General features: G+C 61.3%; 24 protein-coding genes. 21 read left to right on the plus strand and 3 right to left on the minus strand.

Annotation, left to right across the window (positions count from 1 at the left end; translation table 11 throughout):
• Nucleotides 1-7: 7 nt before the first annotated feature.
• From MQE22_RS02290 to tal, 13 genes are all read left to right on the plus strand, one after another.
• The gene (locus tag MQE22_RS02290) at nucleotides 8-271 is read left to right on the plus strand and encodes an EexN family lipoprotein (RefSeq protein ID WP_215871524.1); all 264 of its coding nucleotides are present in this window, start codon (nucleotides 8-10) and stop codon (nucleotides 269-271) included.
• Nucleotides 264-1,250, plus strand: a complete 987-nt coding sequence (locus tag MQE22_RS02295; protein ID WP_215871523.1) for a KpsF/GutQ family sugar-phosphate isomerase — start codon at nucleotides 264-266, stop codon at nucleotides 1,248-1,250. Before MQE22_RS02290 ends, MQE22_RS02295 begins: the two co-directional genes overlap by 8 nt.
• Nucleotides 1,247-1,777, plus strand: coding sequence for a KdsC family phosphatase (locus tag MQE22_RS02300; protein WP_215871522.1), 531 nt, complete (start codon nucleotides 1,247-1,249; stop codon nucleotides 1,775-1,777). Before MQE22_RS02295 ends, MQE22_RS02300 begins: the two co-directional genes overlap by 4 nt.
• Entirely contained in the window at nucleotides 1,774-2,319 is a 546-nt protein-coding gene (lptC, locus tag MQE22_RS02305) for an LPS export ABC transporter periplasmic protein LptC (RefSeq protein ID WP_215871521.1), read from the plus strand. The genes MQE22_RS02300 and lptC overlap by 4 nt, the downstream gene beginning before the upstream one ends.
• The gene (gene lptA / locus MQE22_RS02310) at nucleotides 2,309-2,812 is read left to right on the plus strand and encodes a lipopolysaccharide transport periplasmic protein LptA (RefSeq protein WP_215871520.1); all 504 of its coding nucleotides are present in this window, start codon (nucleotides 2,309-2,311) and stop codon (nucleotides 2,810-2,812) included. The genes lptC and lptA overlap by 11 nt, the downstream gene beginning before the upstream one ends.
• Nucleotides 2,809-3,534: an LPS export ABC transporter ATP-binding protein gene (gene lptB, locus MQE22_RS02315; RefSeq protein ID WP_215871519.1), complete on the plus strand. Its 726-nt coding sequence runs from the start codon at nucleotides 2,809-2,811 to the stop codon at nucleotides 3,532-3,534. The genes lptA and lptB overlap by 4 nt, the downstream gene beginning before the upstream one ends.
• A gap of 3 nt (nucleotides 3,535-3,537) precedes the next feature.
• Nucleotides 3,538-4,959 carry an RNA polymerase factor sigma-54 gene (locus MQE22_RS02320; RefSeq protein WP_215871518.1) on the plus strand — a complete coding sequence of 474 codons (1,422 nt, stop codon included), beginning with the start codon at nucleotides 3,538-3,540 and terminating at the stop codon, nucleotides 4,957-4,959.
• A 108-nt stretch (nucleotides 4,960-5,067) separates the two neighbouring features.
• Nucleotides 5,068-5,406 (plus strand): ribosome hibernation-promoting factor, HPF/YfiA family, encoded by a 339-nt coding sequence (gene hpf / locus MQE22_RS02325; protein ID WP_215871517.1) that lies wholly within the window; start codon nucleotides 5,068-5,070, stop codon nucleotides 5,404-5,406.
• Nucleotides 5,407-5,408: 2 nt separating this feature from the next.
• Nucleotides 5,409-5,849, plus strand: coding sequence for a PTS sugar transporter subunit IIA (locus tag MQE22_RS02330; protein ID WP_215871516.1), 441 nt, complete (start codon nucleotides 5,409-5,411; stop codon nucleotides 5,847-5,849).
• Between the two features lie 54 nt (nucleotides 5,850-5,903).
• The gene (hprK, locus tag MQE22_RS02335; protein ID WP_215871515.1) at nucleotides 5,904-6,821 is read left to right on the plus strand and encodes an HPr(Ser) kinase/phosphatase; all 918 of its coding nucleotides are present in this window, start codon (nucleotides 5,904-5,906) and stop codon (nucleotides 6,819-6,821) included.
• Nucleotides 6,818-7,714, plus strand: a complete 897-nt coding sequence (rapZ, locus tag MQE22_RS02340; RefSeq protein ID WP_215871514.1) for an RNase adapter RapZ — start codon at nucleotides 6,818-6,820, stop codon at nucleotides 7,712-7,714. The genes hprK and rapZ overlap by 4 nt, the downstream gene beginning before the upstream one ends.
• A 5-nt stretch (nucleotides 7,715-7,719) precedes the next feature.
• Nucleotides 7,720-8,094, plus strand: a complete 375-nt coding sequence (locus tag MQE22_RS02345) for a PTS sugar transporter subunit IIA (protein ID WP_255790325.1) — start codon at nucleotides 7,720-7,722, stop codon at nucleotides 8,092-8,094.
• A 63-nt stretch (nucleotides 8,095-8,157) separates the two neighbouring features.
• Complete coding sequence (tal, locus tag MQE22_RS02350) at nucleotides 8,158-9,246, plus strand: transaldolase (RefSeq protein ID WP_215871512.1); 1,089 nt, start codon at nucleotides 8,158-8,160, stop codon at nucleotides 9,244-9,246.
• On the opposite strand, the gene MQE22_RS02355 is transcribed toward tal, so the two are convergent.
• Both MQE22_RS02355 and MQE22_RS02360 read right to left on the minus strand, forming a co-directional pair.
• The gene (locus tag MQE22_RS02355) at nucleotides 9,243-10,016 is read right to left on the minus strand and encodes an enoyl-ACP reductase FabI (protein ID WP_215871511.1); all 774 of its coding nucleotides are present in this window, start codon (nucleotides 10,014-10,016) and stop codon (nucleotides 9,243-9,245) included. The two genes, tal and MQE22_RS02355, sit on opposite strands and share 4 nt — an antisense overlap.
• Nucleotides 10,017-10,043: 27 nt before the next feature.
• Entirely contained in the window at nucleotides 10,044-11,903 is a 1,860-nt protein-coding gene (locus MQE22_RS02360; protein ID WP_215871510.1) for a LysM peptidoglycan-binding domain-containing protein, read from the minus strand.
• A gap of 280 nt (nucleotides 11,904-12,183) precedes the next feature.
• Between MQE22_RS02360 and gltX the strand changes: the two genes are divergently transcribed.
• From gltX to MQE22_RS02400, 8 genes are all read left to right on the plus strand, one after another.
• A complete protein-coding gene (gene gltX, locus MQE22_RS02365; protein WP_215871509.1) occupies nucleotides 12,184-13,578 on the plus strand; it encodes a glutamate--tRNA ligase in 1,395 nt (464 codons plus the stop codon).
• A 75-nt stretch (nucleotides 13,579-13,653) separates the two neighbouring features.
• The gene (locus tag MQE22_RS02370) at nucleotides 13,654-15,591 is read left to right on the plus strand and encodes an aconitate hydratase (RefSeq protein WP_215871508.1); all 1,938 of its coding nucleotides are present in this window, start codon (nucleotides 13,654-13,656) and stop codon (nucleotides 15,589-15,591) included.
• Nucleotides 15,588-16,856: an NADP-dependent isocitrate dehydrogenase gene (gene icd / locus MQE22_RS02375; protein ID WP_215871507.1), complete on the plus strand. Its 1,269-nt coding sequence runs from the start codon at nucleotides 15,588-15,590 to the stop codon at nucleotides 16,854-16,856. The genes MQE22_RS02370 and icd overlap by 4 nt, the downstream gene beginning before the upstream one ends.
• A gap of 4 nt (nucleotides 16,857-16,860) precedes the next feature.
• On the plus strand, nucleotides 16,861-18,024 hold the full coding sequence (gene sucC, locus MQE22_RS02380) for an ADP-forming succinate--CoA ligase subunit beta (RefSeq protein ID WP_215871506.1): 1,164 nt from the start codon (nucleotides 16,861-16,863) through the stop codon (nucleotides 18,022-18,024).
• A gap of 1 nt (nucleotide 18,025) precedes the next feature.
• Nucleotides 18,026-18,367 (plus strand): hypothetical protein, encoded by a 342-nt coding sequence (locus tag MQE22_RS02385; protein ID WP_215871505.1) that lies wholly within the window; start codon nucleotides 18,026-18,028, stop codon nucleotides 18,365-18,367.
• Nucleotides 18,364-19,239, plus strand: a complete 876-nt coding sequence (gene sucD, locus MQE22_RS02390; protein WP_215871504.1) for a succinate--CoA ligase subunit alpha — start codon at nucleotides 18,364-18,366, stop codon at nucleotides 19,237-19,239. Before MQE22_RS02385 ends, sucD begins: the two co-directional genes overlap by 4 nt.
• 3 nt (nucleotides 19,240-19,242) lie before the next feature.
• The gene (locus MQE22_RS02395) at nucleotides 19,243-20,874 is read left to right on the plus strand and encodes an NAD+ synthase (RefSeq protein ID WP_215871503.1); all 1,632 of its coding nucleotides are present in this window, start codon (nucleotides 19,243-19,245) and stop codon (nucleotides 20,872-20,874) included.
• Nucleotides 20,871-21,209 (plus strand): P-II family nitrogen regulator, encoded by a 339-nt coding sequence (locus MQE22_RS02400; RefSeq protein ID WP_215871502.1) that lies wholly within the window; start codon nucleotides 20,871-20,873, stop codon nucleotides 21,207-21,209. The genes MQE22_RS02395 and MQE22_RS02400 overlap by 4 nt, the downstream gene beginning before the upstream one ends.
• A gap of 10 nt (nucleotides 21,210-21,219) precedes the next feature.
• On the opposite strand, the gene MQE22_RS02405 is transcribed toward MQE22_RS02400, so the two are convergent.
• On the minus strand, nucleotides 21,220-21,957 hold the full coding sequence (locus tag MQE22_RS02405) for an outer membrane protein assembly factor BamD (protein WP_215871501.1): 738 nt from the start codon (nucleotides 21,955-21,957) through the stop codon (nucleotides 21,220-21,222).
• Nucleotides 21,958-21,974 lie beyond the last annotated feature (17 nt).

Raw genomic sequence — 21,974 nt, forward strand, 5'->3', positions numbered from 1 at the left:
TGCGTCGATGAAGATCATTTATGGGCTCATTTTTCTAGGGGCAGTCGCCCTGTTCGTTCTGCTGTTCTGGGCCGATCGCCCGCAGATCCTCAGTGGTCGCCCGGAGAGTGGATCGGTGGCCTGGTATCGTCAGCACCCGCATGAGCTGGCAGCGCTTAATCTGAAATGTTGGGAACTCTTGCAACAGAGCAGCTTTGCTGACGTCGACAAGGTGATGGCGGCGCATCCCGAGTGTCGCATTGCCTATGAGGCGAGTCGCAGCAATGACTGAAGCTTCCGCCAATAGTGAACTCCTGCTGCGTACCGGCCGGGAAACCCTGCGTCTGGAGCGGGAAGCGCTGGAGGCCCTCGAGGCGCGACTCGACGACGCCTTCGTCGCCGCGTGTCGATTGCTGCTCGCCTGTCCGGGCCGCATTGTCGTCAGCGGCATGGGAAAATCCGGGATCATCGGTAAGAAGATCGCCGCGACTCTGGCCAGTACGGGGAGTCCCGCCCTTTTTCTCCATCCTGCCGAGGGCAGTCATGGCGATCTTGGCATGCTCACGGCGTCCGATCTGCTCCTGGCCCTGTCCAATTCCGGCGAAACCGCGGAGCTGCTTGCCATTCTGCCGGTGGTAAAACGCATCGGCGTCCCCCTGATCGCCCTCACCGGCAAGGCGGACTCTACTCTGGCGCGACGGGCAGACGTGCATCTGGATTGTGCCGTGGCGCGCGAGGCCTGCCCGCTGAATCTGGCGCCCACCGCCTCGACCACTGCCAGCCTCGCCATGGGGGATGCCCTAGCCATGGCCCTACTCAGTGCCCGGGGTTTTTCCGCGGATGATTTTGCTCTCTCCCATCCCGGTGGCGCTCTGGGAAAGCGTTTATTGCTGCGGGTGGAAGACCTGATGCGCCGGGTTGAGCAGTTGCCGCGGGTGCGGCTTTCGACCCCGGTGCACGAGGCGATCCTGGAGATGAGTGGCAAAGGCATGGGCATGACGACAGTGGTCGATGACGACGATCACCTTTTGGGCATCTTCACCGATGGCGACTTACGCCGAGCCTTCGCCGAGCAACAGGATCTCTGGGGGCGTCCTATGGCCGATTTCTATCGTCCCAAGCCGTTGTGTATCAGCGCCGACGCCTTGGCAGCAGAAGCGATGGCGCGGATGGATGCCGAACGGGTGGCGGTATTGCTGATCGTCGATGACGAGGATCGCCTGGCGGGCGCTATCAGTATGCACGATCTATTACATGCGGGGGTCGCATGACGGATTGCAGCGAGCGCTGTGCGCGGATACGCCTGTTGGTCCTGGACGTTGATGGGGTGCTCACCGATGGCCGCCTGCTCTTCGATGCAGAAGGGCGGGAAAGCAAGAGTTTTCATGTGCGCGATGGGCATGGCATCCGCCTCCTGCAGGATTGTGGCATCGAGGTGGCGCTGATCACCGCGCGCTATTCCCAGGCCCTCGCTCATCGGGCCCGTGATCTCGGCATCCAGCGTGTGTATCAGGGCAGTGTCGACAAGATCGTCGCCTACACCGAATTACTCTTCGCCACCCAGCGGCGGGAAGAGGAAGTCGCCTACATGGGGGATGATCTGATCGATCTCGGTATTCTCGGCCGCGTGGGGCTCGCCGCGGCGCCCGCTGATGCGCACCCCGAAGTCCTGGCGCGTGCGCACTGGATCGCGCAACGCCCGGGTGGTATGGGCGCAGTGCGCGAACTGAGCGAGGAAATCTTGCGTGTCCAGGGGCATTGGGGCGGTATCATGGCGCGCGCCCTGGGTCAGGTATGAACCTGCGTCTGCCTGGACTCCTGTTCTTTGCTCTACTGGGCGCAGGACTGTTGTGGCTGACTTGGCCAAAACAACCCATACCCTTCGTTGCCGTGGATTGGCATGGTGGCATTCGGCGCGGTGATCAGGCCGCCAGCGATGTCGTCCTGCGCGAGTATGACGCGCAGGGACAACTACAATTACTCGCCCATGCACAGGATGCCTACCATCTGCCCGAGGGCAATCAGACCTTTCTCAACGGTCTTTCGCTGGAACGCTTCCGCCGTCAGGGGAACCTTGCCCTGCAGGCCGAGCATGGTCTTCTGCGTAACGGCGATCAGGAGCTCCTCGCCTGGGGGCAGGTGCTTGCGACGTTGGGGTCTGACAGTACCCTGCGTACGGAAAGATTGCGTTATGACCCCAAGAGCGGCGTGATCGAGACTCAGGATCCGGTCTTTCTGACCCATGGGCGCAGTACCCTGCAGGGGGTTGGGTTGTGGGCGTCGGTAAAAACAGAGCAGTTCCGCTTGTTGCATCAGGTGCGAGGAACTTATGTACCGTAAGTGTTGCTTCGTTCTTTTGTCTTGTCTGGTTCCGCTTTCGGTCAGCGCGGCAAACGCGCCGGATGCGGGACTCGGCAAGGGGCCCATCCACATTTCCGCTGACCAGCTGCAGGGCCAGAACAAACCCGTGCAGGAGGCCATCTATAGCGGTGATGTCGTTATGCAGCAGGGGGATCTCATCATCCACGCTGCGCAGCTCACCATCCACGCCGCCGCTGGTAAGGTAGAGAAAGCGGTAGCCACGGGCAGCCCGGTGAGTTTCACCATGTCCAGTGCCGAGCGCCATGGCTATGGCCAGCAGCTGACCTATGAACCCGGCAGCGGCCGTATCATCCTCAGCGGCGACGCCCACCTTTGGCAGGGGAAAAACGAGGTCAGCGGGAATCAGGTCACCTATCTTTTGCAGAGCCAACAGACGGCCGTGACGGCAAGCCCTGGCCAGCGGGTACGCTCGGTCTTCTATCCGGCCAAGGGTGGTAGTGCCAAGCCATGACGTCCCAGCTGCGCGCGGAATCCCTGGTCAAACGCTTTCGCCGACGCACCGTGGTGCGCGGGGTGTCGGTGGAAGTGAAGGCCGGCGAGGTGGTGGGGCTGCTAGGACCGAACGGCGCCGGCAAGACCACGACGTTTTATATGATGGTAGGCCTGATTCGACCCGATAGCGGTCGGATCTACCTCAATGACCAGGATATCGGCAAACTCCCCATGCATCAGCGCGCGCGCATGGGGCTTGGTTATCTTCCCCAGGAACCCTCGGTATTCCGTCAGCTCAGTGCCGCCGACAATGTCCTGGCAGTGCTCGAACAGTTGCCTCTGGGCAGCGAAGAACGGCAGGAGCGTCTGGAGCAGCTGCTCGCCGAATTGCATCTGCAAAATCTGCGCAACACCCGCGGACAAAGCCTCTCGGGGGGGGAGCGGCGGCGGGTGGAAATTGCCCGCACCCTGGCCATGAGCCCGCGCTTCGTTCTGCTCGATGAACCCTTCGCCGGTATTGATCCGATCTCTGTGATCGAGATTCAGCAGTTGATTTCCGGCCTGAGTGCGCGCGGCATCGGCGTTCTCATCACCGATCACAACGTGCGTGAAACCTTGGGTATTTGCCAGCGCGCATATATCCTGCATGATGGTCAGGTGCTGGCTGCGGGCGGCCCGCAAGACCTCATCGACAATCCCGCCGTGCGCGAAGTCTATCTGGGAGAGCAGTTCAAGATCTGAATCATGAAGCAAGGACTCGAACTCAAACTCGGTCAGCATCTGGCCATGACCCCACAATTGCAGCAGGCGATCCGCCTTCTGCAGTTGTCGACCCTCGACCTGCAGCAGGAAGTGCAGATGATGCTCGACAGTAATCCACTCCTCGATGAGGAAGAAGGCGTGGAGCTGGCGGCGAGTGATGGTCCATCCCCCGCACCGGAGGAGCGCCAGCTCGATCTTGCGGCGGAAACCAGCCTGCCCGAAGAGCTGCCCGTCGACAGCCAGTGGGAAGATGTGTTCGACATGGGCAGCAGCGCCGCAGGAAGCGCAACGGCCAATGATGAGGATCTGCCCGATTTCGAGGCGCGCAACAGCCGCGAACAAAGCCTGCAGGACTACCTCCGCTGGCAGGCTAACCTCACCTTTTTCGAGAGCGATGATCGCAATCTGGCGGAGTTGATCATCGATGCCATCGACGATACCGGCTATCTGGGCGCGGAGCTTAGCGAGCTGGTGGAGACCTCTGGTCGACCGCTGGCGGAGCTGGAAGCGATCTTGCGGCAGATTCAGGAATTTGACCCGCCAGGGGTCGCTGCCCGCAGTCTGGCGGAATGCCTTTCCTTGCAGTTGCAGCAGATCGAGGAAGAAGATGATGCCCTGCTCCTCGCCCGCCGTATCGTCGACGAGCAGCTCGAGCTTTTGGCCAAACATGACTATGTCCGCCTGGCGCAGGCCCTGGATGCGCGCGAGGAGAAGTTGCGCGCTGCTGTTGCCCTGATTGCTGCCCTCAATCCCAAACCCGGCAGCGAAATTGGTGCTGGAGCCTCGGAATACGTCATTCCCGATGTCATCGTGCGTTGGGTAGGCAAACGGCTGCGGGTAGAACTGAACGCCGAGGCGATGCCGCGGCTGCGTATCAATCGTCATTACGCGGGCCTGTCCGGCGGCAAGGATGCCGCGCACCGGTACATCCAGGATCAGCTCAATGAGGCGCGCTGGTTCATCAAGAGCCTACAGAGTCGGCAGGAAACCATCCTCAAGGTAGCGACGGCGATTGTTGAACAGCAAAAGGATTTTTTTATGCACGGGCCGGAGGCGATGCGTCCCATGGTCCTGCGCGACATCGCCGAGGCCGTGGAGATGCACGAATCGACGATCTCCCGAGTCACCAACCAAAAGTTCATGACCACCCCCCGCGGTTTGTTTGAATTTAAGTATTTCTTCTCCAGTCATGTGGGTACGGACCAAGGGGGGGCGGCGTCTGCCACCGCTATTCGTGCCGTGATTCTCAAGATGGTTCAGGCAGAAGACAGCCAGCATCCATTGAGCGACGCCGAAATCGCCAAGGTACTCGCCGAGCAGGGCATCCAGATTGCCCGCCGTACCGTCGCCAAGTATCGTGAGGCGGCCAATATTCCGCCCGCCAGCCAGCGTCGCCGCTTGTAGCCAATGTCTCCCGCTCCTTGGCTTTTGCAAAGGCGGCCAAGGCGCTACACTGAGAGCGGAGCGGTAAAGCAGTGATGGACTCCCATAAACGAAAGCTAGGAGCTTGCCATGCAATTACACATCACCGGCCAACACCTGGACCTCACCGAGGCCATCAAGAACCGAGTGCACGAAAAACTCGGGCGCCTTGATCACTACTTCGATCGCGTCATCGATGGGCGCGTCGTGTTGAAGTTCCTTCCCCACGAGAAACTTTCCAACGTGGTGGAGATCACTGTCAGCGCTCCCGGACACGATTTTCACGCCGAGGCGCGTGATGCCGACATGTACGCCGCCATCGACCAACTGGCCGACAAGATTGACGGTCAGGTGCGTCAATACAAGGAAAAACTGCAGCGCCATCGGAGCAGTCCGGTAGCTGCAGTCCTTGCCACCGAAAGCGAATGACCATGGCTGCTTTGCCGCTCCCCGCAAAGGCGATTCTTCTCGACAGTCCGGCCGTCAGTATGACGGGGGTCTTGCAGGCCCTGGCCGAGAGGCTCAGTGAGAGCACGGGAATCGCGCAGCAAAAAATTTATGACGCTCTGATGACTCGCGAAATGCAGGGTTCCACGGCACTGGGCTTCGGAGTGGCGGTGCCACATACGCGTTTGCCGGATCTTGCCAGCGCTGCGGTCGCCGCGTTGCGCACTCGTACGGCAGTGGGATTTGCCGCGCCCGATGCGGAAGGCGTGCACATCTTTGTGGCCGTGCTGGTACCCGCCGGAGAAGCTATGGAGCACCTGGAGCTACTGTCCCACATCGCCGCGCGTCTGGCGCAGGAAAACGTGCGGCAGCAGCTTGCTCAGGTCGAGGATGTGGATGCCTTTCGCGCTCTGCTAGTTGCCTGAGGCGTACCCGTTTTCGGTGGCGATGTTCGCGCCGTTTGCATAGGGTTGGACGGAATGGATCGCAGCGTCAGTTTTTCCCAGATGGCTTCCGACCTGGAAGCTGAACTTGACTGGAAGATCTTGCACGCGTCTGCGCAAACGATGCTTCGTGTCGACCCGCAGCACAGCAGTGATGGTGCGGCGCTGGTGGGATTTCTCAGTTTCATTCGCTCGCACCCAGTGCAGATCTTGGGGCAGGCAGAGCTGGATTACCTGCATAGTCACCCCGAGCAGATCTATCACGTGCAGCGATTGCGCATCCTTGTTCTGGCGGAAGGGGTACAGCCAGCTTCCGATTGGCTGGCGAGCTTGATGGACGAAGGGGTGAGTATCCTTGTCTCGGCGCTTCCCGCCCGGCGGATTTTGGTGCGCGTGCAGCAATATCTGCAACGCGAGCTGGCGCCGCGCTGCCTGCTGCATGGGGTTTTGGTGGACGTGCTCGGGGTGGGAATCCTCATTCAGGGGGAGGCCGGCATCGGCAAGTCCGAGCTGGCCCTGGAGTTGGTGAGTCGCCATCACCGTCTCATCGCCGACGACAGCGTGCTGTGCATTCGCGAAGCGCCGGGAGTGGTCACTGGCCATTGCCCCGCGGCCCTGCAGGATTTCATGGAGGTGCGTGGGCTGGGGATCATCAATATTCGCCATCTTTTCGGTGCCTCTTCCGTGATCGATTCCAAGCGACTACGCTTGGTGGTCGAGATTCGTGATATGGCGGAAATGGAACTGGCCGATGTCGATCGTTTGCAGGGCCAGGTGGACCATTGGGACATTCTCGGAGTGCCCTTTCCACGCCTGCGCCTGCCCGTCAGTGCTGCACGCAATCTGGCGGTACTCGTGGAGGCGGCAGCACGAGCGCAGTACCTGCGTGAAGCCGGTGTGGATATGTTGGCGCTTTTCGATCAACAAACTCGTGCGGTGGGCCACAAGCTGTGAGCGCCGCTGGTGATTTTGTCATCATTACGGGGCTGTCCGGTTCTGGCAAGACGACCGTCTTGCAGGCACTCGAAGACCTTGGCTATTTTTGTGTAGACAATCTGCCCGCTACCCTCCTGGATTCCTTGTTGCAGGAATTGGCGCACCACCAATTGGCTCCCCTGCGGGTTGCCGTGAGTATCGATGTGCGCAATCGCACCTTTCTCGACGCATTGCCGGAGGCATTACAGAAGATACCGCAGGAATGCGGTCTGCAACCGCGTATACTCTTTCTCGATGCGGATGAAGAAACGCTGTTACGCCGGTACAGCGAGACCCGGCGCCGCCACCCCCTCAGCGATCAGGAGGCAGCCCCAGGAGCCGCGCTGCATCAGGTCTTGTCGCGCGAGCGCACCCTTCTGGCTCCCTTGGCGCGCCTGGCCGATCGTGTGTTGGATACCTCGCAGGTCCGCAGCCACTCTCTGCGCCTGCGTGTGCAGGCCTGGGCGCAGGTGGCGCGGGTCCAGGGCCTGATCTTGCTATTGCAGTCTTTCGCTTTTCGCAACGGGGTACCTGCCGATTCCGATTTTGTCTTCGACCTGCGCGCCTTGCCCAATCCCCATTACGAGCCCGAACTACGGTCTTTGACCGGGCGCGATGGCCCTGTGCGGGAATTCCTTGACCATCAGGATGCCGTACAGGTGGCCAGGAGCAGTCTGGAGGCCTTTCTGCAGGAGTGGCTACCCCCTTTTGCTCGCGACCACCGAAACTATGTCACCATTTCCCTGGGCTGCACCGGTGGCAAACATCGTAGCGTCTACATGGTCGAATCCTTGGCGCGATCCCTGGCGCGAGATGGGCAGGAGATCTTGGTCGAGCATCGCGAGCTCGATATTCAGGAGCGCTATTCTTGACCTTGGTGCAGGTGGTTGTGCTTACCCATGCCGGTCTTGGCGAGGCGCTGCTGGCAGTGGTCGAACACATCTATGGCGATCGCCCCGCTGCCTTGCTTTCCCTGTCCCCTGCTGGCGATGATCTCGCGCCCCTGCGTGCTCGCCTGCAGGAGCTGATCGATGCCGCCGGGCCGGAGCGTCCGCTGCTGATTCTCTGTGATATTCTCGGTGCCAGCCCCGCCAACGCCCTGCCCAAGACTTGGGCTAACCCCTGGGCACGGGTGATTTATGGGCTGAATCTACCGATGTTGTTGCGTGCCCTGTCGCGGCGCGAGCAGTGGGAAGGCCTGCCGGAGCTTGTCGCCGAGGGTGGCCGCGCGGCAGTTCAGTGTCATCCATAATCCGCTATCAAACGGATTTCTGCACTAGACTGGTAGGCAGAGTGGTCCGCAAGGAGAAAGGTAATGGCTGATTTACGCGAAGTACATGCACGCTTGGGGCAGAGTCTGTGGCTCGACAATCTCTCTCGTACTCTGATTCACGACGACATTCTTGCCCGCTACATTGCCGAGGATGGTGTTTCCGGGGTGACCTCCAATCCCAGTATTTTCCAGAAGGCCATTCACGAGAGCCCATACTATCAAGAAGATTTGGCGCGTCCGGCGGAGTCGGCGGAGCGCCTTTATGAAGAGATGGTCAAGGTTGATCTGCAAATGGCCTGCGATCTGCTGCATGCTACCCATGTGGCTACCCAAGGGGATGATGGTTGGGTGAGTTGGGAGGAGTCCCCCCGGCTGGCGATGGACGAGGCTGCCACCGTTGCCGAGGCGGAGCGTTTACGCAGCATCGTCCAGCGCGAAAATCTCCTGATCAAGGTGCCGGCCACCGCCGCTGGCATTGCTGCGCTGCGCACCCTCATCAGTCGCGGCATTTCTGTCAATGTGACGCTGATGTTTGGTCTGCAGCACGTGCGCGAGGTATTCGCTGCCTACCAGGAAGGTCTGACGGCATGGATCGATGCCGGCGGCGAGCCTGGACGGGTGAAGGCCGTCGCCAGCCTTTTCCTGTCGCGCGTCGATACGCTGGTGGATCAGCAGCTGGAAAAAATCGGTACGGAAGAGGCATTGCGATTGCGGGGCAAGACCGCGGTGGCGCTGGCCAAGAAAGCCTATGCGCTGTATCGGGAGACCTTCCACGGTCAGGGCTTTTCTCGCCTCAAGGCAGCCGGCGGGCGGCCACAGTATCTGCTTTGGGCCAGCACCAGCACCAAAAATCCTGCCTATTCCGATCTGCTCTATGTCGAGCCCCTGATGGGGCCAGAGACCATCAACACCCTGCCCGATGCCACCCTGGCCAAGCTGCGAGAACATGGAAAGTTAGGCCAGACCATCGCGCAGGACCTCGATGCGGCGGAGCAGACCCTGGCTGATCTCGCGTCTCTTGGGGTCGACCTCGATGGCCAGGTCGCCCCCCAGTTACAGGAGGAGGGCTTGGAGGCCTTCTCTACTGCCTTCGAGGCGATGCTGGCCGAGGTGGAAAAGCGCCGCGCCTAGAAGCCGACGATGTTGTAGCCGGCGTCGACGTAGGTGATTTCGCCGGTGATGCCCGAGGCGAGATCCGAGCAGAGGAAGGCGGCGACATTACCGACTTCCTCTTGTGTCACGTTGCGCCGCAGCGGGGCATGCGCGGCATAGTGGTCGAGGATGCTGCGAAACTCGCTGATGCCGCTGGCCGCCAGGGTGCGGATGGGACCGGCAGAAATAGCGTTTACCCGGATCCCTTCGGGCCCCAGGGAGTGGGCCAAGTAGCGTACACCTGCCTCCAGACTGGCCTTGGCCAGTCCCATGACATTGTAATTGGCCATCGCCCGTTCGGCGCCCAGATAGCTGAGCGAGAGGAGGGCGCCATGGCGTCCCTGCATCAGTGGGCGCAGAGCCTGGGCCATGGCGGTAAAGCTGTAGGACGACACTTCGTGGGCGATGCGGAAACCCTCTCGGGTAGTAACGTCCGCGTAGTTTCCAGACAGCTCGTCCTTAGGTGCAAAGGCCGCACCATGGATGGCGATATCCACGCCTCCCCAACGTTGCTGCAGGTCGTCGACGATAGCACGTACCTGCGCCTCGTCCATCAGATCCAGGGCCAAGGGGGCCGGCGCCTGAATCTGCGCCGCTAGGTCTTCCACCCGGCTTTTGGTGCGCTCGCTCTGATAGGTCAACAGGACTTCCGCTCCCTCCCGTGCCAGCGCCTGGGCAATACCCCAGCAAATGGAACGTTCGTTGGCAACGCCGACTACCAAAGCCTGTTTATTCTGTAAAAAACCCATGGTCTGTGAATGCTCCGAGAATCCCTGTCAACGCAGGAAAATGGTGAGATGTTTGCCGGGCTGCAGGTCACTCGCCGAAGCCAGGCGATTCCACTGCACTAGGGCGTGGGGTGAGACGTGAAATTGCTGCGCAATCTGCCAGACAGTGTCGCCGGGGCGGACGACGTAGGTAGTAGCATGCGGGGCACTGGCCAGCCGTTCTTGCTGCGGACTCAACGCAGCCACCTCCGTCCCGCGGGCGGGGAGGCGCAATACCTGTCCGGGATGCAACATGCTCTTGCTATGCAAACCGTTGTAGGACGCGATAGCGGATACGCTCACACCGGCGCGTTGGGCAATCTGCCAGAGGGTTTCACCGGGTCGCACGCGAATGCTGCCGCCGCTTTGGGCGACGGTATAGGTAGCCTCTTGCAAGTGGTTGCCAGGCAACTGCAGTTTCTGTCCGGGGTGAATGACACTGCGCGTACTCATATCGTTGGCGCTGGCCAGGGCGTTCACGCTGACTCCGGCGCGTTGTGCCAGCTGCCAGAGACTCTCGCCGGGACGCACGGTGATACTGTGTGGCGCGTACCCGCTGGCGACGGCCATAGGCTTGCCGCCATAGATGGTGAGTCGTTGCCCTACCTGCAGGAGGCGGCCCGAGCGCAAATGATTCCAGCGCTCGAGATCACGCACGGAAACGCCAGTCCGAAGGGCAAGCTGGGACAGGGTTTCGCCAGATCGTACAGAGGTGTAATGCACGGCGGGAGTAGGCCGTGTGGTCTGTACGGCGACGGCTGGCACTGGACTCGCTGTCGGAGCGGGCGTTTCCGGTTCCGGCATCTGCAGCAGGGCGGTGCGCAGGGTTTTCGCCTTGTCCTTGGGGACCACCAGCGAGTAACCGGCTGGCGCCACCCCGTAACTCAGCCCGGCATTCAGGTGTTGTAGCTCGGTCACGGAAACGTTCATCAACTGCGCCGCAACCTGCAAATTGACCCGCCGCGGTGTATTCACCAAGGCAATATGCGCGGTGTTGGGGATGCTTGGCAGGGCAATGTGGTAAGCTTGGGCATTCTGAATCACTTGTGCCAGCCCGAGTAACTCGGCAACGTAGTTTTCCGTCTGATTCGGCAGGTTCAGATCCCAGAAGTCGGTGGGTTCCCCCGCGGCAACATTCTGCTGTATGGCCGCCGAGACGGTACCCTGACCGGCATTATAGGCGGCGATGGCAAGGAGCCAGTTGCCGCCAAAGTAATTGTAGAGATAGGAGAGATAATCGAGGGCGGCATTGGTGGAGGCCGTAAGGCTGAGGCGGGGGTCGCCCCAGCGGGTATTCTGTAGACCGAAATTTCTGGCAGTGCCGGGAATGAACTGCCAAAGCCCCGCCGCGGCTGCCGGAGAATACGCCTTGGGGTTGTAGCCGCTCTCGATGGCAGGCAGCAACGCCAGCTCCATGGGCAGGCCCCGTTCGTGCACCGCATTGGCAACGTAGTACAAGAAGGGGCTGGAGTTGTGGAGGATCTCCTCCAGCTTGCCCTGGTGCTGCAGGAACCAACTGCGCCACTTGGCTACCCGCGGTCGGGAGACATCGCTGATGCGAAAACCATCTATCAGATCGGCCCAGATGCTCTCCTGCGTGCTTTGCAGCGCCACGTCGCTGCGCTGCAGGCTGCGGAATTCCTGCAAGAGCTGCGAGCTGTCACTGGCCGCCTCCGGAACGGCTCCCTGCGCATCCGTGTTGGGGTCTTGCAGGGCTGGACTACTGGGTTGCAGTTTGGCGATCAACTGGGAGAGAGATTCTTGCTGATCATTGGTGCTGGGTGAGGTGGCGGCGCTGTTGCTGGCCCAAGCGAGTGGTGACGCCAGCAGCGCGCAGCTCGTGGATAGGACGATGACCGACTTTCGCATACTACTCCTTCTTTGGTGAGGAGGCCCCGATTGTGCACCCTGACCAAATCTGCAGACTTTTCGCAAATATAAACAAAACGCTGGGACGATCCCCACGAGGACCATCCGGCTGATACTAGGGGGTCCATCGATGCTCGTCAATCCTAATTATGGACTATCAAAATTTCCTATCGATGCCCGGCAAAATGCGGCAATCCCGACGCGCAGTGTGGCGCAGGGTGCAAGCCTGATATGATGGGCCCCGCTACTCGTACAGAAGCAAGATAAGGATTCAGAGTCGATGACCGTGCGTACCCGTTTTGCCCCCAGTCCCACTGGTTACCTGCATATTGGTGGAGTGCGAACCGCGCTCTTCTCTTGGTTGCATGCGCGTCAACAGCAGGGCCAATTCATCCTGCGCATCGAGGATACGGACCTCGAACGCTCGACGCCCGAAGCCACCGCCGCCATCCTGGAGGGGATGCAGTGGTTGGGTCTGGATTGGGACGAGGGCCCCTTCTATCAGACGCAGCGGATGGAGCGTTATCGCGAGGTGCTGGCACAGATGCTGGCGGCTGGTACCGCCTACCATTGCTATTGCAGCAAGGAAGAACTGGATCTCATGCGGGAAGAGCAGCGGACGCGGGGCGAGAAACCTCGCTACGACGGTCGCTGCCGGCAGCGACCGGAGGCTCGTCCGGGCGTCTCTCCCGTCATCCGCTTTCGCAGCCCCGACAGCGGCGAAACCGTGGTCGAGGATCTGGTGCACGGACGGGTGGTGTTCCAAAACAGCGAGCTCGACGATCTGATCATTGCCCGCTCGGACGGTACCCCCACCTACAATTTCTGTGTGGTCGTGGACGACTGGGATATGGGTATCACCCAGGTCATCCGCGGTGATGATCACCTCAACAATACCCCGCGGCAGATGCAGATCCTGCAGGCCCTGGGCGCCAGTGTCCCGCAGTATGCCCATGTGCCGATGATTCTTGGGCCGGACAAACAGAAGCTGTCCAAGCGCCATGGCGCGGTCAGCGTGCTGGAATATCGCGAGCAGGGTTTTCTCCCGGATGCCCTGCTGAACTTCCTGGTGCGGCTGGGATGGTCCCATGGCGATCAGGAAGTCTTCAGTCGCGCGGAGATGATCGAGCATTTCCGTATCGGGGAGGTACACAAGGCCGCCTCCGCCTTCAATCCCGAAAAGCTGCTATGGCTCAATGCCCAGCATCTGCAGACTCTGTCGGCCGAGGAGCTGGCGCGGCAGCTGCGTCCCTATTTGGTGGGATTGGACGACGCGGCAATCGCCGCTGGTCCTGCGGTAGAGAAAGTCGTCCCTCTGCTGCAGGAGCGTGCGAAGACCCTGGTGGATATGGCCGCTGCCGCAAAGATGTTTTATGTGGCACCGGAAACGGCAGAGGAAAAGGATCGCAGCAAACATCTCGCTGGGCAGGGGGCGTTGTTGCAGGCGGCGTGGCACGCCTTGGAGCAGGTCACGGACTGGACGGCTGGCGCCGTGCATACGGTGTTGCAGGCATTGGCGCAAGAGCATGCAGAAGGCAAGTTGGGCAAGGTGGCGCAACCGCTGCGAGTGGCGGTTGCGGGCTGCGCCGTCTCCCCGCCCCTCGATCAGACCTTGGCGGTGCTGGGGCGAGAAGAGACCTTGCGGCGCCTGCGGCGGGCGCAGGATTGGGTGTGATTGCCCCTTGGCGTAGACGGCTGCTTTTGTCATTATCGTTTCTTATGGATTGCCGCCTTGAAAAGGAGTTTCGCTATGGCCCACAACGTCACGCAGAAAATCATTGCCGCTCACCTCGTCAGTGGTGAGTTGCAGGCCGGCAGTCCCATCTCGATCCGCATCGACCAGACCCTGACCCAGGACGCTACGGGTACCATGGCGTATCTGCAGTTCGAGGCGTTGGGATTGCCCAAGGTGCGCACCGAGCTGTCGGTCTCCTATGTCGATCACAATATGCTGCAGTCTGGCTTCGAGAACGCCGATGACCACCGCTTCCTGCAGAGTTTCGCTGCCAAGTATGGGATTCATTTCTCCCGTCCCGGCAATGGGATCTGCCATCAGGTGCACCTGGAACGCTTCTCCAAGCCGGGGCGTACCCTGCTCGGTTCCGACTCGCACACTCCTACCTCCGGCGGCGCCGGCATGCTCGCCATTGGCGCCGGTGGGCTCGACATTGCCCTGGCCATGGGCGGTCTGGCCTTCAATCTCAACATGCCGCAGGTAATCGGCGTCAAATTGACTGGCCGCCTGCAGCCTTTCGTCAGCGCCAAGGACATCATCCTCGAAGTGCTGCGCCGCAAGACCGTCAAGGGTGGCGTGGGCAAGGTCTTCGAGTATTTTGGCCCGGGCGTCGCCAGTCTGTCGGTGCCGGCACGTTCCACCATTACCAATATGGGCGCCGAACTGGGGGCTACCACCAGCGTCTTTCCCAGCGATGCGGTCACCCGCGCCTATCTCAAGGCGCAGGGCCGGGAGGCCGATTGGTCGGAGTGGGTGGCGGATGCTGGCGCCAGCTATGACGAGGTCCTGGAGATCGATCTCGATACCCTGGAGCCACTGATTGCCTGTCCGCATAGCCCGGACAACGTGAAGACCGTGCGGGAGGTTGCCGGTACGCCGGTGGCGCAGGTGGCGATTGGTTCCTGTACCAACTCGTCTTATACCGATCTGATGACGGTGTCTGCCATGCTCAAGGGCAAGGTGGTTGCGGAAGGGGTGAGTCTGGGAATCTCGCCGGGTTCCCGGCAGGTCATGGAGATGGTCACCCAGGATGGCGGCCTGCTCAATTTTATTGGCGCTGGTGCGCGCATCCTGGAATCGGCTTGCGGTCCCTGCATTGGCATGGGCTTCGCGCCGCCCAGCGAAGGGGTCTCCATCCGCTCCTTCAACCGCAATTTTTACGGTCGTTCGGGCACCAAGAATGCCGCGGTGTATCTCGCCAGTCCCGAGACCTGCGCTGCCTGCGCCTTGACGGGGGTGATCACCGACCCGCGCGATCTGGGTATGGCGCCTATCCAGGTGGATTTGCCTGGGCAGTTCCTGGTGGACGACCGCATGATCGTGGCGCCCGCGGGCGAGCCAGAGAAGGTGGAGGTGCTGCGTGGCCCCAACATTGCCAAGCTGCCGGTGAATCATGCGGCACCCGACGAAATTCGCGGTTCCGTCCTCATTCGCCTGGGGGATGACATCACCACCGATCACATCATGCCGGCGGGGGCCAAGGTCCTGCCCCTGCGTTCCAACCTGCCAGCCATTTCGGAGTATGTCTTCCATGTGGTCGATGAAAGCTTCCCCAGTCGGGCCAAGAGTTCCGGCGGTGGCTTCATCGTTGCTGGGCACAACTATGGTCAGGGTTCCAGCCGCGAACATGCGGCCCTGGCGCCCCGCTATCTGGGGGTGAAAGCGGTGCTGGTGCAGTCCTTTGCGCGCATCCACCTCGCCAACCTGATCAACTTCGGCATTCTGCCGCTGACCTTCGTCAACGCCGCCGACTATGAGAAGATGCAGGCCGGTGACGAACTGGCATTGGACATCCGAGGCTTGGGCCTGGGCAAGACATTACTGCTGCAGGACCTCAGTCAGGGCATCGAGATTGCTGTACAGCCGCAGTTGGCCAGCGAACGCGACCTGGAACTGATTCGCAAGGGTGGCGCCTTGTCCTGGGCCAGTGAGCAATTGGAGAAGACGGCATGAGTGGTACGGCGATCCGTTACGAAAAGGGAAACATCGTGGTTCCCAACGAACCGGTCATTCCCTTCATCGAGGGGGATGGGATAGGCGTCGATGTCACGCCGGCCATGCGCCAGGTGCTCGACGCTGCCGTTGCCAAGGTATATGGCGCTGCACGTCGTATCGACTGGCAGGAGCTCTATGCGGGGCAGAAGGCCGTCGCCAAATTTGGCGCGGGCGTGTATCTGCCCGAGGAAACCATGGCCGCCATTCAGCGCTACCATGTGGCCATCAAGGGCCCGTTGGAGACGCCGGTGGGCGGTGGCATCCGCAGTCTCAACGTCGCCCTGCGGCAGGATCTCGATCTCTATGTCTGTCAGCGACCGGTGCGCTATTTTGCCGGCACGCCGAGCCCAATGAAGCGTCCGGAAGATGTCGACATGGTGATCTTCCGGGAAAACTCGGAAGACATCTACGCCGGTATCGAGTGGGCCGCGGGAAGCTCCGAAGTGGCCAAGGTCATTGCCTTTCTGCAAAACGAGATGGGGGTCAAGAAGATCCGTTTCCCCGACAGTTCGGCCATTGGCATCAAGCCGGTATCGCAGGCGGGATCGGAGCGCCTCATTCGCCGCGCCATTGCCTATGCCCTGCAGCATGGGCGCAAGTCGGTGACCCTGGTGCACAAGGGCAACATCATGAAGTTCACCGAAGGTGGCTTCCGCGATTGGGGATATGCCCTGGCCGAGCGGGAGTTTGCCGACCAAGTATTCACCGGCAGGCAGAAAGCGGCTATCGCCAAGGCCGAGGGCAAGGAAGCCGCCGTGGCTGCGGAACGAGCCGCGCTGGCAGCCGGCAAGCTGGTCATCAAGGATGTCATCGCCGATAACTTCCTGCAGCAGATCCTCCTGCGCCCGCAGGACTATGATGTGGTTGCCACTCTGAACCTCAACGGCGACTATATCTCCGATGCCCTGGCAGCGGAGGTGGGGGGCATTGGCATGGCGCCCGGGGCCAATCTCTCTGATACCCACGCCATCTTCGAGGCCACCCACGGTACCGCACCGGACATTGCCGGGCAGGGCAAGGCCAATCCCAGCTCGCTGATTCTTTCCGGGGTGATGCTCCTGGAGCATCTCGGCTGGACGGAGGCGGCGCAAGTCATCACGGCGGCAATGGAAGGCTGTATTGCCGCAGGAGAAGTGACCGGCGACCTCGCCAGTCTGCAGGGCCAGGCGGGGCTGTCCACCAGCGAATTCACCGCGGCGCTCTATCGTCGTATCGAGGCATGACCCATTGAATCTGCATGAATATCAGGCCAAGCGTCTGCTGGCCGAAGAAGGGGTGCCGGTACCCAAGGGGATACCGGCGTTTTCCGTCAAGGAGGCCGTCAATCAGGCCCGCGCCCTGGGGGGCGGTGACTGGGTACTGAAGGCCCAGGTGCATGCCGGTGGCCGGGGCAAGGCCGGTGGTGTGCAGCGGGTACACAGCATCGCGGAGGTGGAGGCGGCGGCCCAGTCCCTGCTGGGAAAACGCCTGGTGACCGCCCAGACCGGCCCGGAAGGGCAGCATGTCGCCGCCCTGCTCATCGAGGAACCCAGTCAGATTGCGCGTGAGTTTTATCTTGCCTTGTTAGTGGATCGGGCGGCAGCGCGCCTGACCTTCATCGCCTCGGCCGAGGGAGGCATGGAAATCGAGACGCTGGCGGCAACGCGCCCCGAGGCAATCCAGCGCATCGTCCTCGATCCCGGCATCGGCTTCCTGCCCTACCAGGCGCGGGACCTGGGCTTTGCCTGGGGTTTGCCGGCGGCGGCGGTGCAGCAATTGGTCAAGGTCATGCAGGGCATGTACCAACTGGCGCGGCGGCTGGATGCGCAGATGGTGGAGGTCAACCCCCTGGCCTTGACGCAAGAGGGCAAGGTTCTCGCGTTGGATGCCAAGGTGGTGATGGACGATAACGCCCTGTATCGCCACCCCGAGTCCGACGAACTTTTTGATTCCACCCAGCAGGACCCGCGAGAGATCACGGCGCGGCAGTTTGGCCTGAATTACATCTCCCTCGATGGCAATATCGGTTGCATGGTCAATGGCGCAGGGCTGGCCATGGCTACCATGGACCTGATCAAGCTGCATGGTGGGGAACCGGCCAATTTCCTCGATGTTGGTGGGGGGGCGGCCGCCGACAAGGTGACCCAGGCATTCAAACTCATCCTCTCCGACCAGCGGGTAAAGGCCATCCTGGTCAATATTTTTGGCGGCATCACTCGCTGCGATCTTCTCGCCCAGGGTATCATCCAGGCCGCCAGCGAGGTGGGTATCCACTTGCCGGTGGTGGTGCGTCTGGAAGGCACCAAGAAGGAGGAGGGGATGGCGATGCTGAGGGAGAGCGGACTGCGCATGATCGTCGCCGAGGGCTTGACCGATGCGGCGTGCAAGGCGGTAGAGGCCGCCCGGACTTGATGTGGACATCAATGTCGTCTGGTTGCAGAAGCTCTGGCCCCTGCTGCGGCACTCCGGGCCGCTGATCTCGCGTCTGGCGGAAACCTATGTCAAACGCGGCGCGGATCGCAAGACGGCAGAAAACCTGGCAGGAACGGCGGTCATCGTCGATCAGGTCCTTGAAGAGCGCCTCAAGGATCTGGCCCAGGCCGATGATCTGCATGCCCTACGTCGCGAAGTTGCAGAATTGCGGGCGCTCATCGAGCAGCGTGGGCTGCCTCGGCGCGGACCCCTGCTCCTCTTTCTGGTTATCGGCGAGTTGATCATCATCGCCTTGCTACTCTATTTCGGGATTCACTCATGAGCATTCTTCTCCGTCACGACACCCGCGTCATCTGCCAGGGCTTTACTGGTAAGCAGGGAACCTTCCACTCGGAACAGGCCATCGCCTACGGTACGCGCATGGTAGGCGGCGTGACGCCGGGCAAGGGGGGCAGCGAGCACCTGGGTCTGCCGGTCTTTGACACCGTGGCACAGGCGGCAGCCGCGACCGGGGCCGAGGCGACGGTGATTTATGTACCTTCGCCCTTCGCCGCCGATGCCATCATCGAAGCAGCGGCAGCCGGGATCGAACTGATCGTCTGCATCACCGAGGGCATTCCGGTGCATGACATGCTGCTCGTCAAGCAGTATCTCGCCAAGCATCCCCATGTTCGTCTGATCGGCCCGAATTGCCCGGGGGTCATCACCCCGGGGCAGGCCAAGACCGGCATCATGCCCGGCTCGATCCATCTCCCCGGGCGGGTGGGCATCGTGTCGCGCTCCGGTACCCTGACCTACGAGGCGGTGGAGCAGACCACGCGCCTGGGCCTGGGACAGAGCAGCTGTGTGGGAATCGGTGGCGATCCCATTATCGGTATGGATTTTGTCGAGGTGCTGCGTCTCTTTGAGGCGGATGCGCAGACGGAATTGGTGATCATGGTGGGAGAGATCGGCGGACGTCTGGAAGAAGAGGCGGCGGAGTTCATTCGCCAGAACATGACGAAGCCGGTAGTGGCCTTTATCGCCGGCTCGACGGCGCCCAAGGGGAAACGCATGGGACACGCCGGTGCCATCATCGATGGCGGCGCGGGCACGGCAGCCGCAAAGTACGAGATTCTGCGCGCCGCCGGGGTGCACTGCGTGTCCTCGCCAGCGGAGCTGGGAAACCAGGCCGCAGCCCTGCTCGGCGCCTGAAGCATGCGTATTGCCCTGGCCCAATGCAATCCCCGCGTTGGGGACGTGGCGGGCAATGCGGCGCTGCTCCTGCAACTAGCCCGAGAAGCAAAAGCGCAGGGGGCAGCGCTAATGGTTGCGCCGGAGCTGGTACTCTCCGGCTATCCCCCAGAAGATTTATTACTGCGCAATGACTTTCTCGACTGTTGCGCCCAGGCCCTGGAGACGCTCGCAGGGGATTGTCCCCTGCCGCTGCTCGTCGGTCATCCGTTGCGCCGGGACGGACGCTTGTACAACGCGGCAAGCCTCTTGCGCGGCGGGCGGATCGAGGGCAGTTACGCCAAACATTGTCTGCCCAACTATCAGGTGTTCGATGAAAAGCGCTATTTCCATCCCGGCGGCGACGAGCTGATCTTTACCCTGGAGGGGCTGCGCCTGGTCCTGCGCATCTGTGAAGACCTTTGGTGTGACGAGCTGCCGTTGCTCTCCGAGCCTGGCACTGCCGATGCTGTAATAGTGCTCAATGCGTCGCCCTTTCATCGCGCCAAACAGGCAGAGCGGCAGAGGGTCGCCGCGCGGCGCGCGCGGGAAGCCGGTGCCGCTGTTCTCTATGCGAATCTGGTGGGTGGGCAGGATGAGCTGGTCTTTGATGGCGCTTCCTTTGCCGTCGATGCGCGCGGCCAGGTGATCGCCCGCGCCCCTGCCTTTGCCAGCGAACTCCTCATGCTCGAGGTCGACGTCGCGCGCAAACAGTGGTGGGGTGGACCCATGGCGCCGGAGCTCTCTCCCGTTGCCGAGGTCTATACGGCGCTGCAGACCGGGCTGCGCGACTATGTGCAGAAAAATGGTTTTTCCGGTGTGGTACTGGGGCTGTCCGGCGGTATCGACAGCGCCCTGACGTTGGCGCTCGCCGCCGATGCCCTGGGCGCGGAACGGGTACATGCCCTGATTTTGCCATCCCGCTACACCGCTGCAATGAGTATCGAAGATGCCGAGGCAGAGGCCAGGAAGCTCGGGGTGGGCTACGACATCATCCCCATCGACGGGCTCTTCGATGCCTATCTCGAAACCTTGGCACCGGTCTTTGCCGGGCGCGCCGCCGATGTGACCGAGGAAAATCTCCAGGCGCGCATTCGCGGCGCCCTGCTCATGGCCTATTCCAACAAATTCGGTCAGCTCTTGCTCAGCACCGGCAACAAGAGCGAAATGGCGGTGGGCTATGCCACCCTCTATGGCGACATGGCCGGCGGCTTTGCCCTGATCAAGGATTGTCCCAAGACCCTGGTCTATGAGCTGGCACGCTATCGAAATGGGCAAGGCGAGGTAATCCCGCCACGTGTTCTCGAACGAGCGCCCTCAGCCGAACTGGCGCCAGACCAAACCGACCAGGACAGCCTGCCGCCCTACGACGTCCTCGACGCAATCATCCACGCCTATATCGAGCGGGGGGAGGGGCGTACGGAGATCATCGCGCGCGGATTTCCCGCCGCCACGGTGGAGCGCACCCTGCGCCTGATCGATCGTGCCGAATACAAGAGGCGCCAGGCGGCACCGGGGGTGCGCATCAGCCCTCTGGCATTTGGCAAGGACCGCCGCTACCCTATCAGCAACGGCTTCCATCCTTGGGACCCGGATTGTCTACAGGAGAAAAGATGAAAAAGATTGAAGCGATCGTCAAGCCTTTCAAGTTGGATGATGTGCGGGATGCCCTGCAAGAAATGGGGATTGCCGGCATGACGGTGACTGAGGTCAAGGGCTTTGGCCGGCAGAAGGGGCACACCGAACTCTACCGCGGTGCCGAGTATGTGGTCGATTTTCTGCCCAAACTGAAGATGGAGGTGGTGGTCCCCGATGCCTTGGTCGACCGCGCCGTCGATGCCATCGTCGAGGCAGCACGCACGGGCAAGATCGGTGATGGCAAGGTCTTCGTCAGTGAAGTCTCGCGCATCATCCGCATCCGTACCGGGGAAGAGGGCGACGAGGCCGTCTGAGCCGCGCGGCTCAGCCAAGCTTTTTCGTATATTTTCCCTGGGGATAGTTGTAGCGCAGGATGGCCGCAGTATTCTGTGCCTGCTTTGCCAAGTCAAGGCGCTTGTAGGATAGATAGAGATAGTAGAGCGCCTCTTCGCGGGCGGGGCTCAACTGGTATTTGGTCACTACTTCTTGGCAGCGGTTGGCGGACGCCACATAGGCGTCGCGCACGTAATAGAACTTGCAGATGTCGAGGTTGCGCTTGCCGAGCAGGTCGATGATCTTCTCCATGCGCAGGCGGGCATCGGCGGCGTAAGCGCTCTTCGGCCAGCGTTTGACCAGGGTCTCGAAGGTGTCGAAGGCCTGATGCAGTGGTACCGGGTTCCAGTTGGCCCCTTCGATTTCCTGATACTGAGAGATGCCTTTCAGGTACCAGGCATAGTCCACGTGGGGATTGACCGGGTGCAGCTTGATGAAGCGCTCGGCTGCTGCCGCCGCCGCCTTGGACTCGCCCTGCTGATAATAGCTATAGGCGGTATTCAACTGCGCCTGTTCCGCGTAGGGACCATAGGGGTACATGGCCTCCAGGTCCTGGTAATCGCGGACTGCCGTACCGTAATCGCCCCGATCCTGGGCGCTTTTGCCCTTCTGATACATGACAGCGGCTGCCGCATGGGAATCCAGTAGATGGTCTTTGGGTTTGTCCGAGGCACAGCCAGCGGCGGCTAGGGTCAGGATTGCCATAACGGCGAGGGAGCGCTTGCGCATGTCGAACAATGATCTAT

Source organism: Acidithiobacillus sp. YTS05 (genome assembly GCF_024396695.1).
GTDB classification, from domain to species: Bacteria; Pseudomonadota; Gammaproteobacteria; order Acidithiobacillales; family Acidithiobacillaceae; genus Igneacidithiobacillus; species Igneacidithiobacillus copahuensis.

Bases quoted from the DNA above. Each gene is read 5' to 3' on its own strand.
- MQE22_RS02300 (WP_215871522.1), top strand. From the start codon at position 1,247: ATGACGGATTGCAGCGAGCGCTGTGCGCGGATACGCCTGTTGGTCCTG.
- MQE22_RS02290 (WP_215871524.1), top strand. From the start codon at position 8: ATGAAGATCATTTATGGGCTCATTTTTCTAGGGGCAGTCGCCCTGTTC.
- hprK (WP_215871515.1), top strand. From the start codon at position 5,904: ATGGATCGCAGCGTCAGTTTTTCCCAGATGGCTTCCGACCTGGAAGCT.
- tal (WP_215871512.1), top strand. From the start codon at position 8,158: ATGGCTGATTTACGCGAAGTACATGCACGCTTGGGGCAGAGTCTGTGG.
- MQE22_RS02395 (WP_215871503.1), top strand. From the start codon at position 19,243: ATGCGTATTGCCCTGGCCCAATGCAATCCCCGCGTTGGGGACGTGGCG.
- gltX (WP_215871509.1), top strand. From the start codon at position 12,184: ATGACCGTGCGTACCCGTTTTGCCCCCAGTCCCACTGGTTACCTGCAT.
- MQE22_RS02330 (WP_215871516.1), top strand. From the start codon at position 5,409: ATGGCTGCTTTGCCGCTCCCCGCAAAGGCGATTCTTCTCGACAGTCCG.
- MQE22_RS02370 (WP_215871508.1), top strand. From the start codon at position 13,654: ATGGCCCACAACGTCACGCAGAAAATCATTGCCGCTCACCTCGTCAGT.
- lptC (WP_215871521.1), top strand. From the start codon at position 1,774: ATGAACCTGCGTCTGCCTGGACTCCTGTTCTTTGCTCTACTGGGCGCA.
- hpf (WP_215871517.1), top strand. From the start codon at position 5,068: ATGCAATTACACATCACCGGCCAACACCTGGACCTCACCGAGGCCATC.
- MQE22_RS02405 (WP_215871501.1), bottom strand. From the start codon at position 21,957: ATGCGCAAGCGCTCCCTCGCCGTTATGGCAATCCTGACCCTAGCCGCC.
- sucD (WP_215871504.1), top strand. From the start codon at position 18,364: ATGAGCATTCTTCTCCGTCACGACACCCGCGTCATCTGCCAGGGCTTT.
- icd (WP_215871507.1), top strand. From the start codon at position 15,588: ATGAGTGGTACGGCGATCCGTTACGAAAAGGGAAACATCGTGGTTCCC.
- lptA (WP_215871520.1), top strand. From the start codon at position 2,309: ATGTACCGTAAGTGTTGCTTCGTTCTTTTGTCTTGTCTGGTTCCGCTT.
- MQE22_RS02295 (WP_215871523.1), top strand. From the start codon at position 264: ATGACTGAAGCTTCCGCCAATAGTGAACTCCTGCTGCGTACCGGCCGG.
- MQE22_RS02360 (WP_215871510.1), bottom strand. From the start codon at position 11,903: ATGCGAAAGTCGGTCATCGTCCTATCCACGAGCTGCGCGCTGCTGGCG.
- MQE22_RS02320 (WP_215871518.1), top strand. From the start codon at position 3,538: ATGAAGCAAGGACTCGAACTCAAACTCGGTCAGCATCTGGCCATGACC.
- MQE22_RS02400 (WP_215871502.1), top strand. From the start codon at position 20,871: ATGAAAAAGATTGAAGCGATCGTCAAGCCTTTCAAGTTGGATGATGTG.
- MQE22_RS02355 (WP_215871511.1), bottom strand. From the start codon at position 10,016: ATGGGTTTTTTACAGAATAAACAGGCTTTGGTAGTCGGCGTTGCCAAC.
- lptB (WP_215871519.1), top strand. From the start codon at position 2,809: ATGACGTCCCAGCTGCGCGCGGAATCCCTGGTCAAACGCTTTCGCCGA.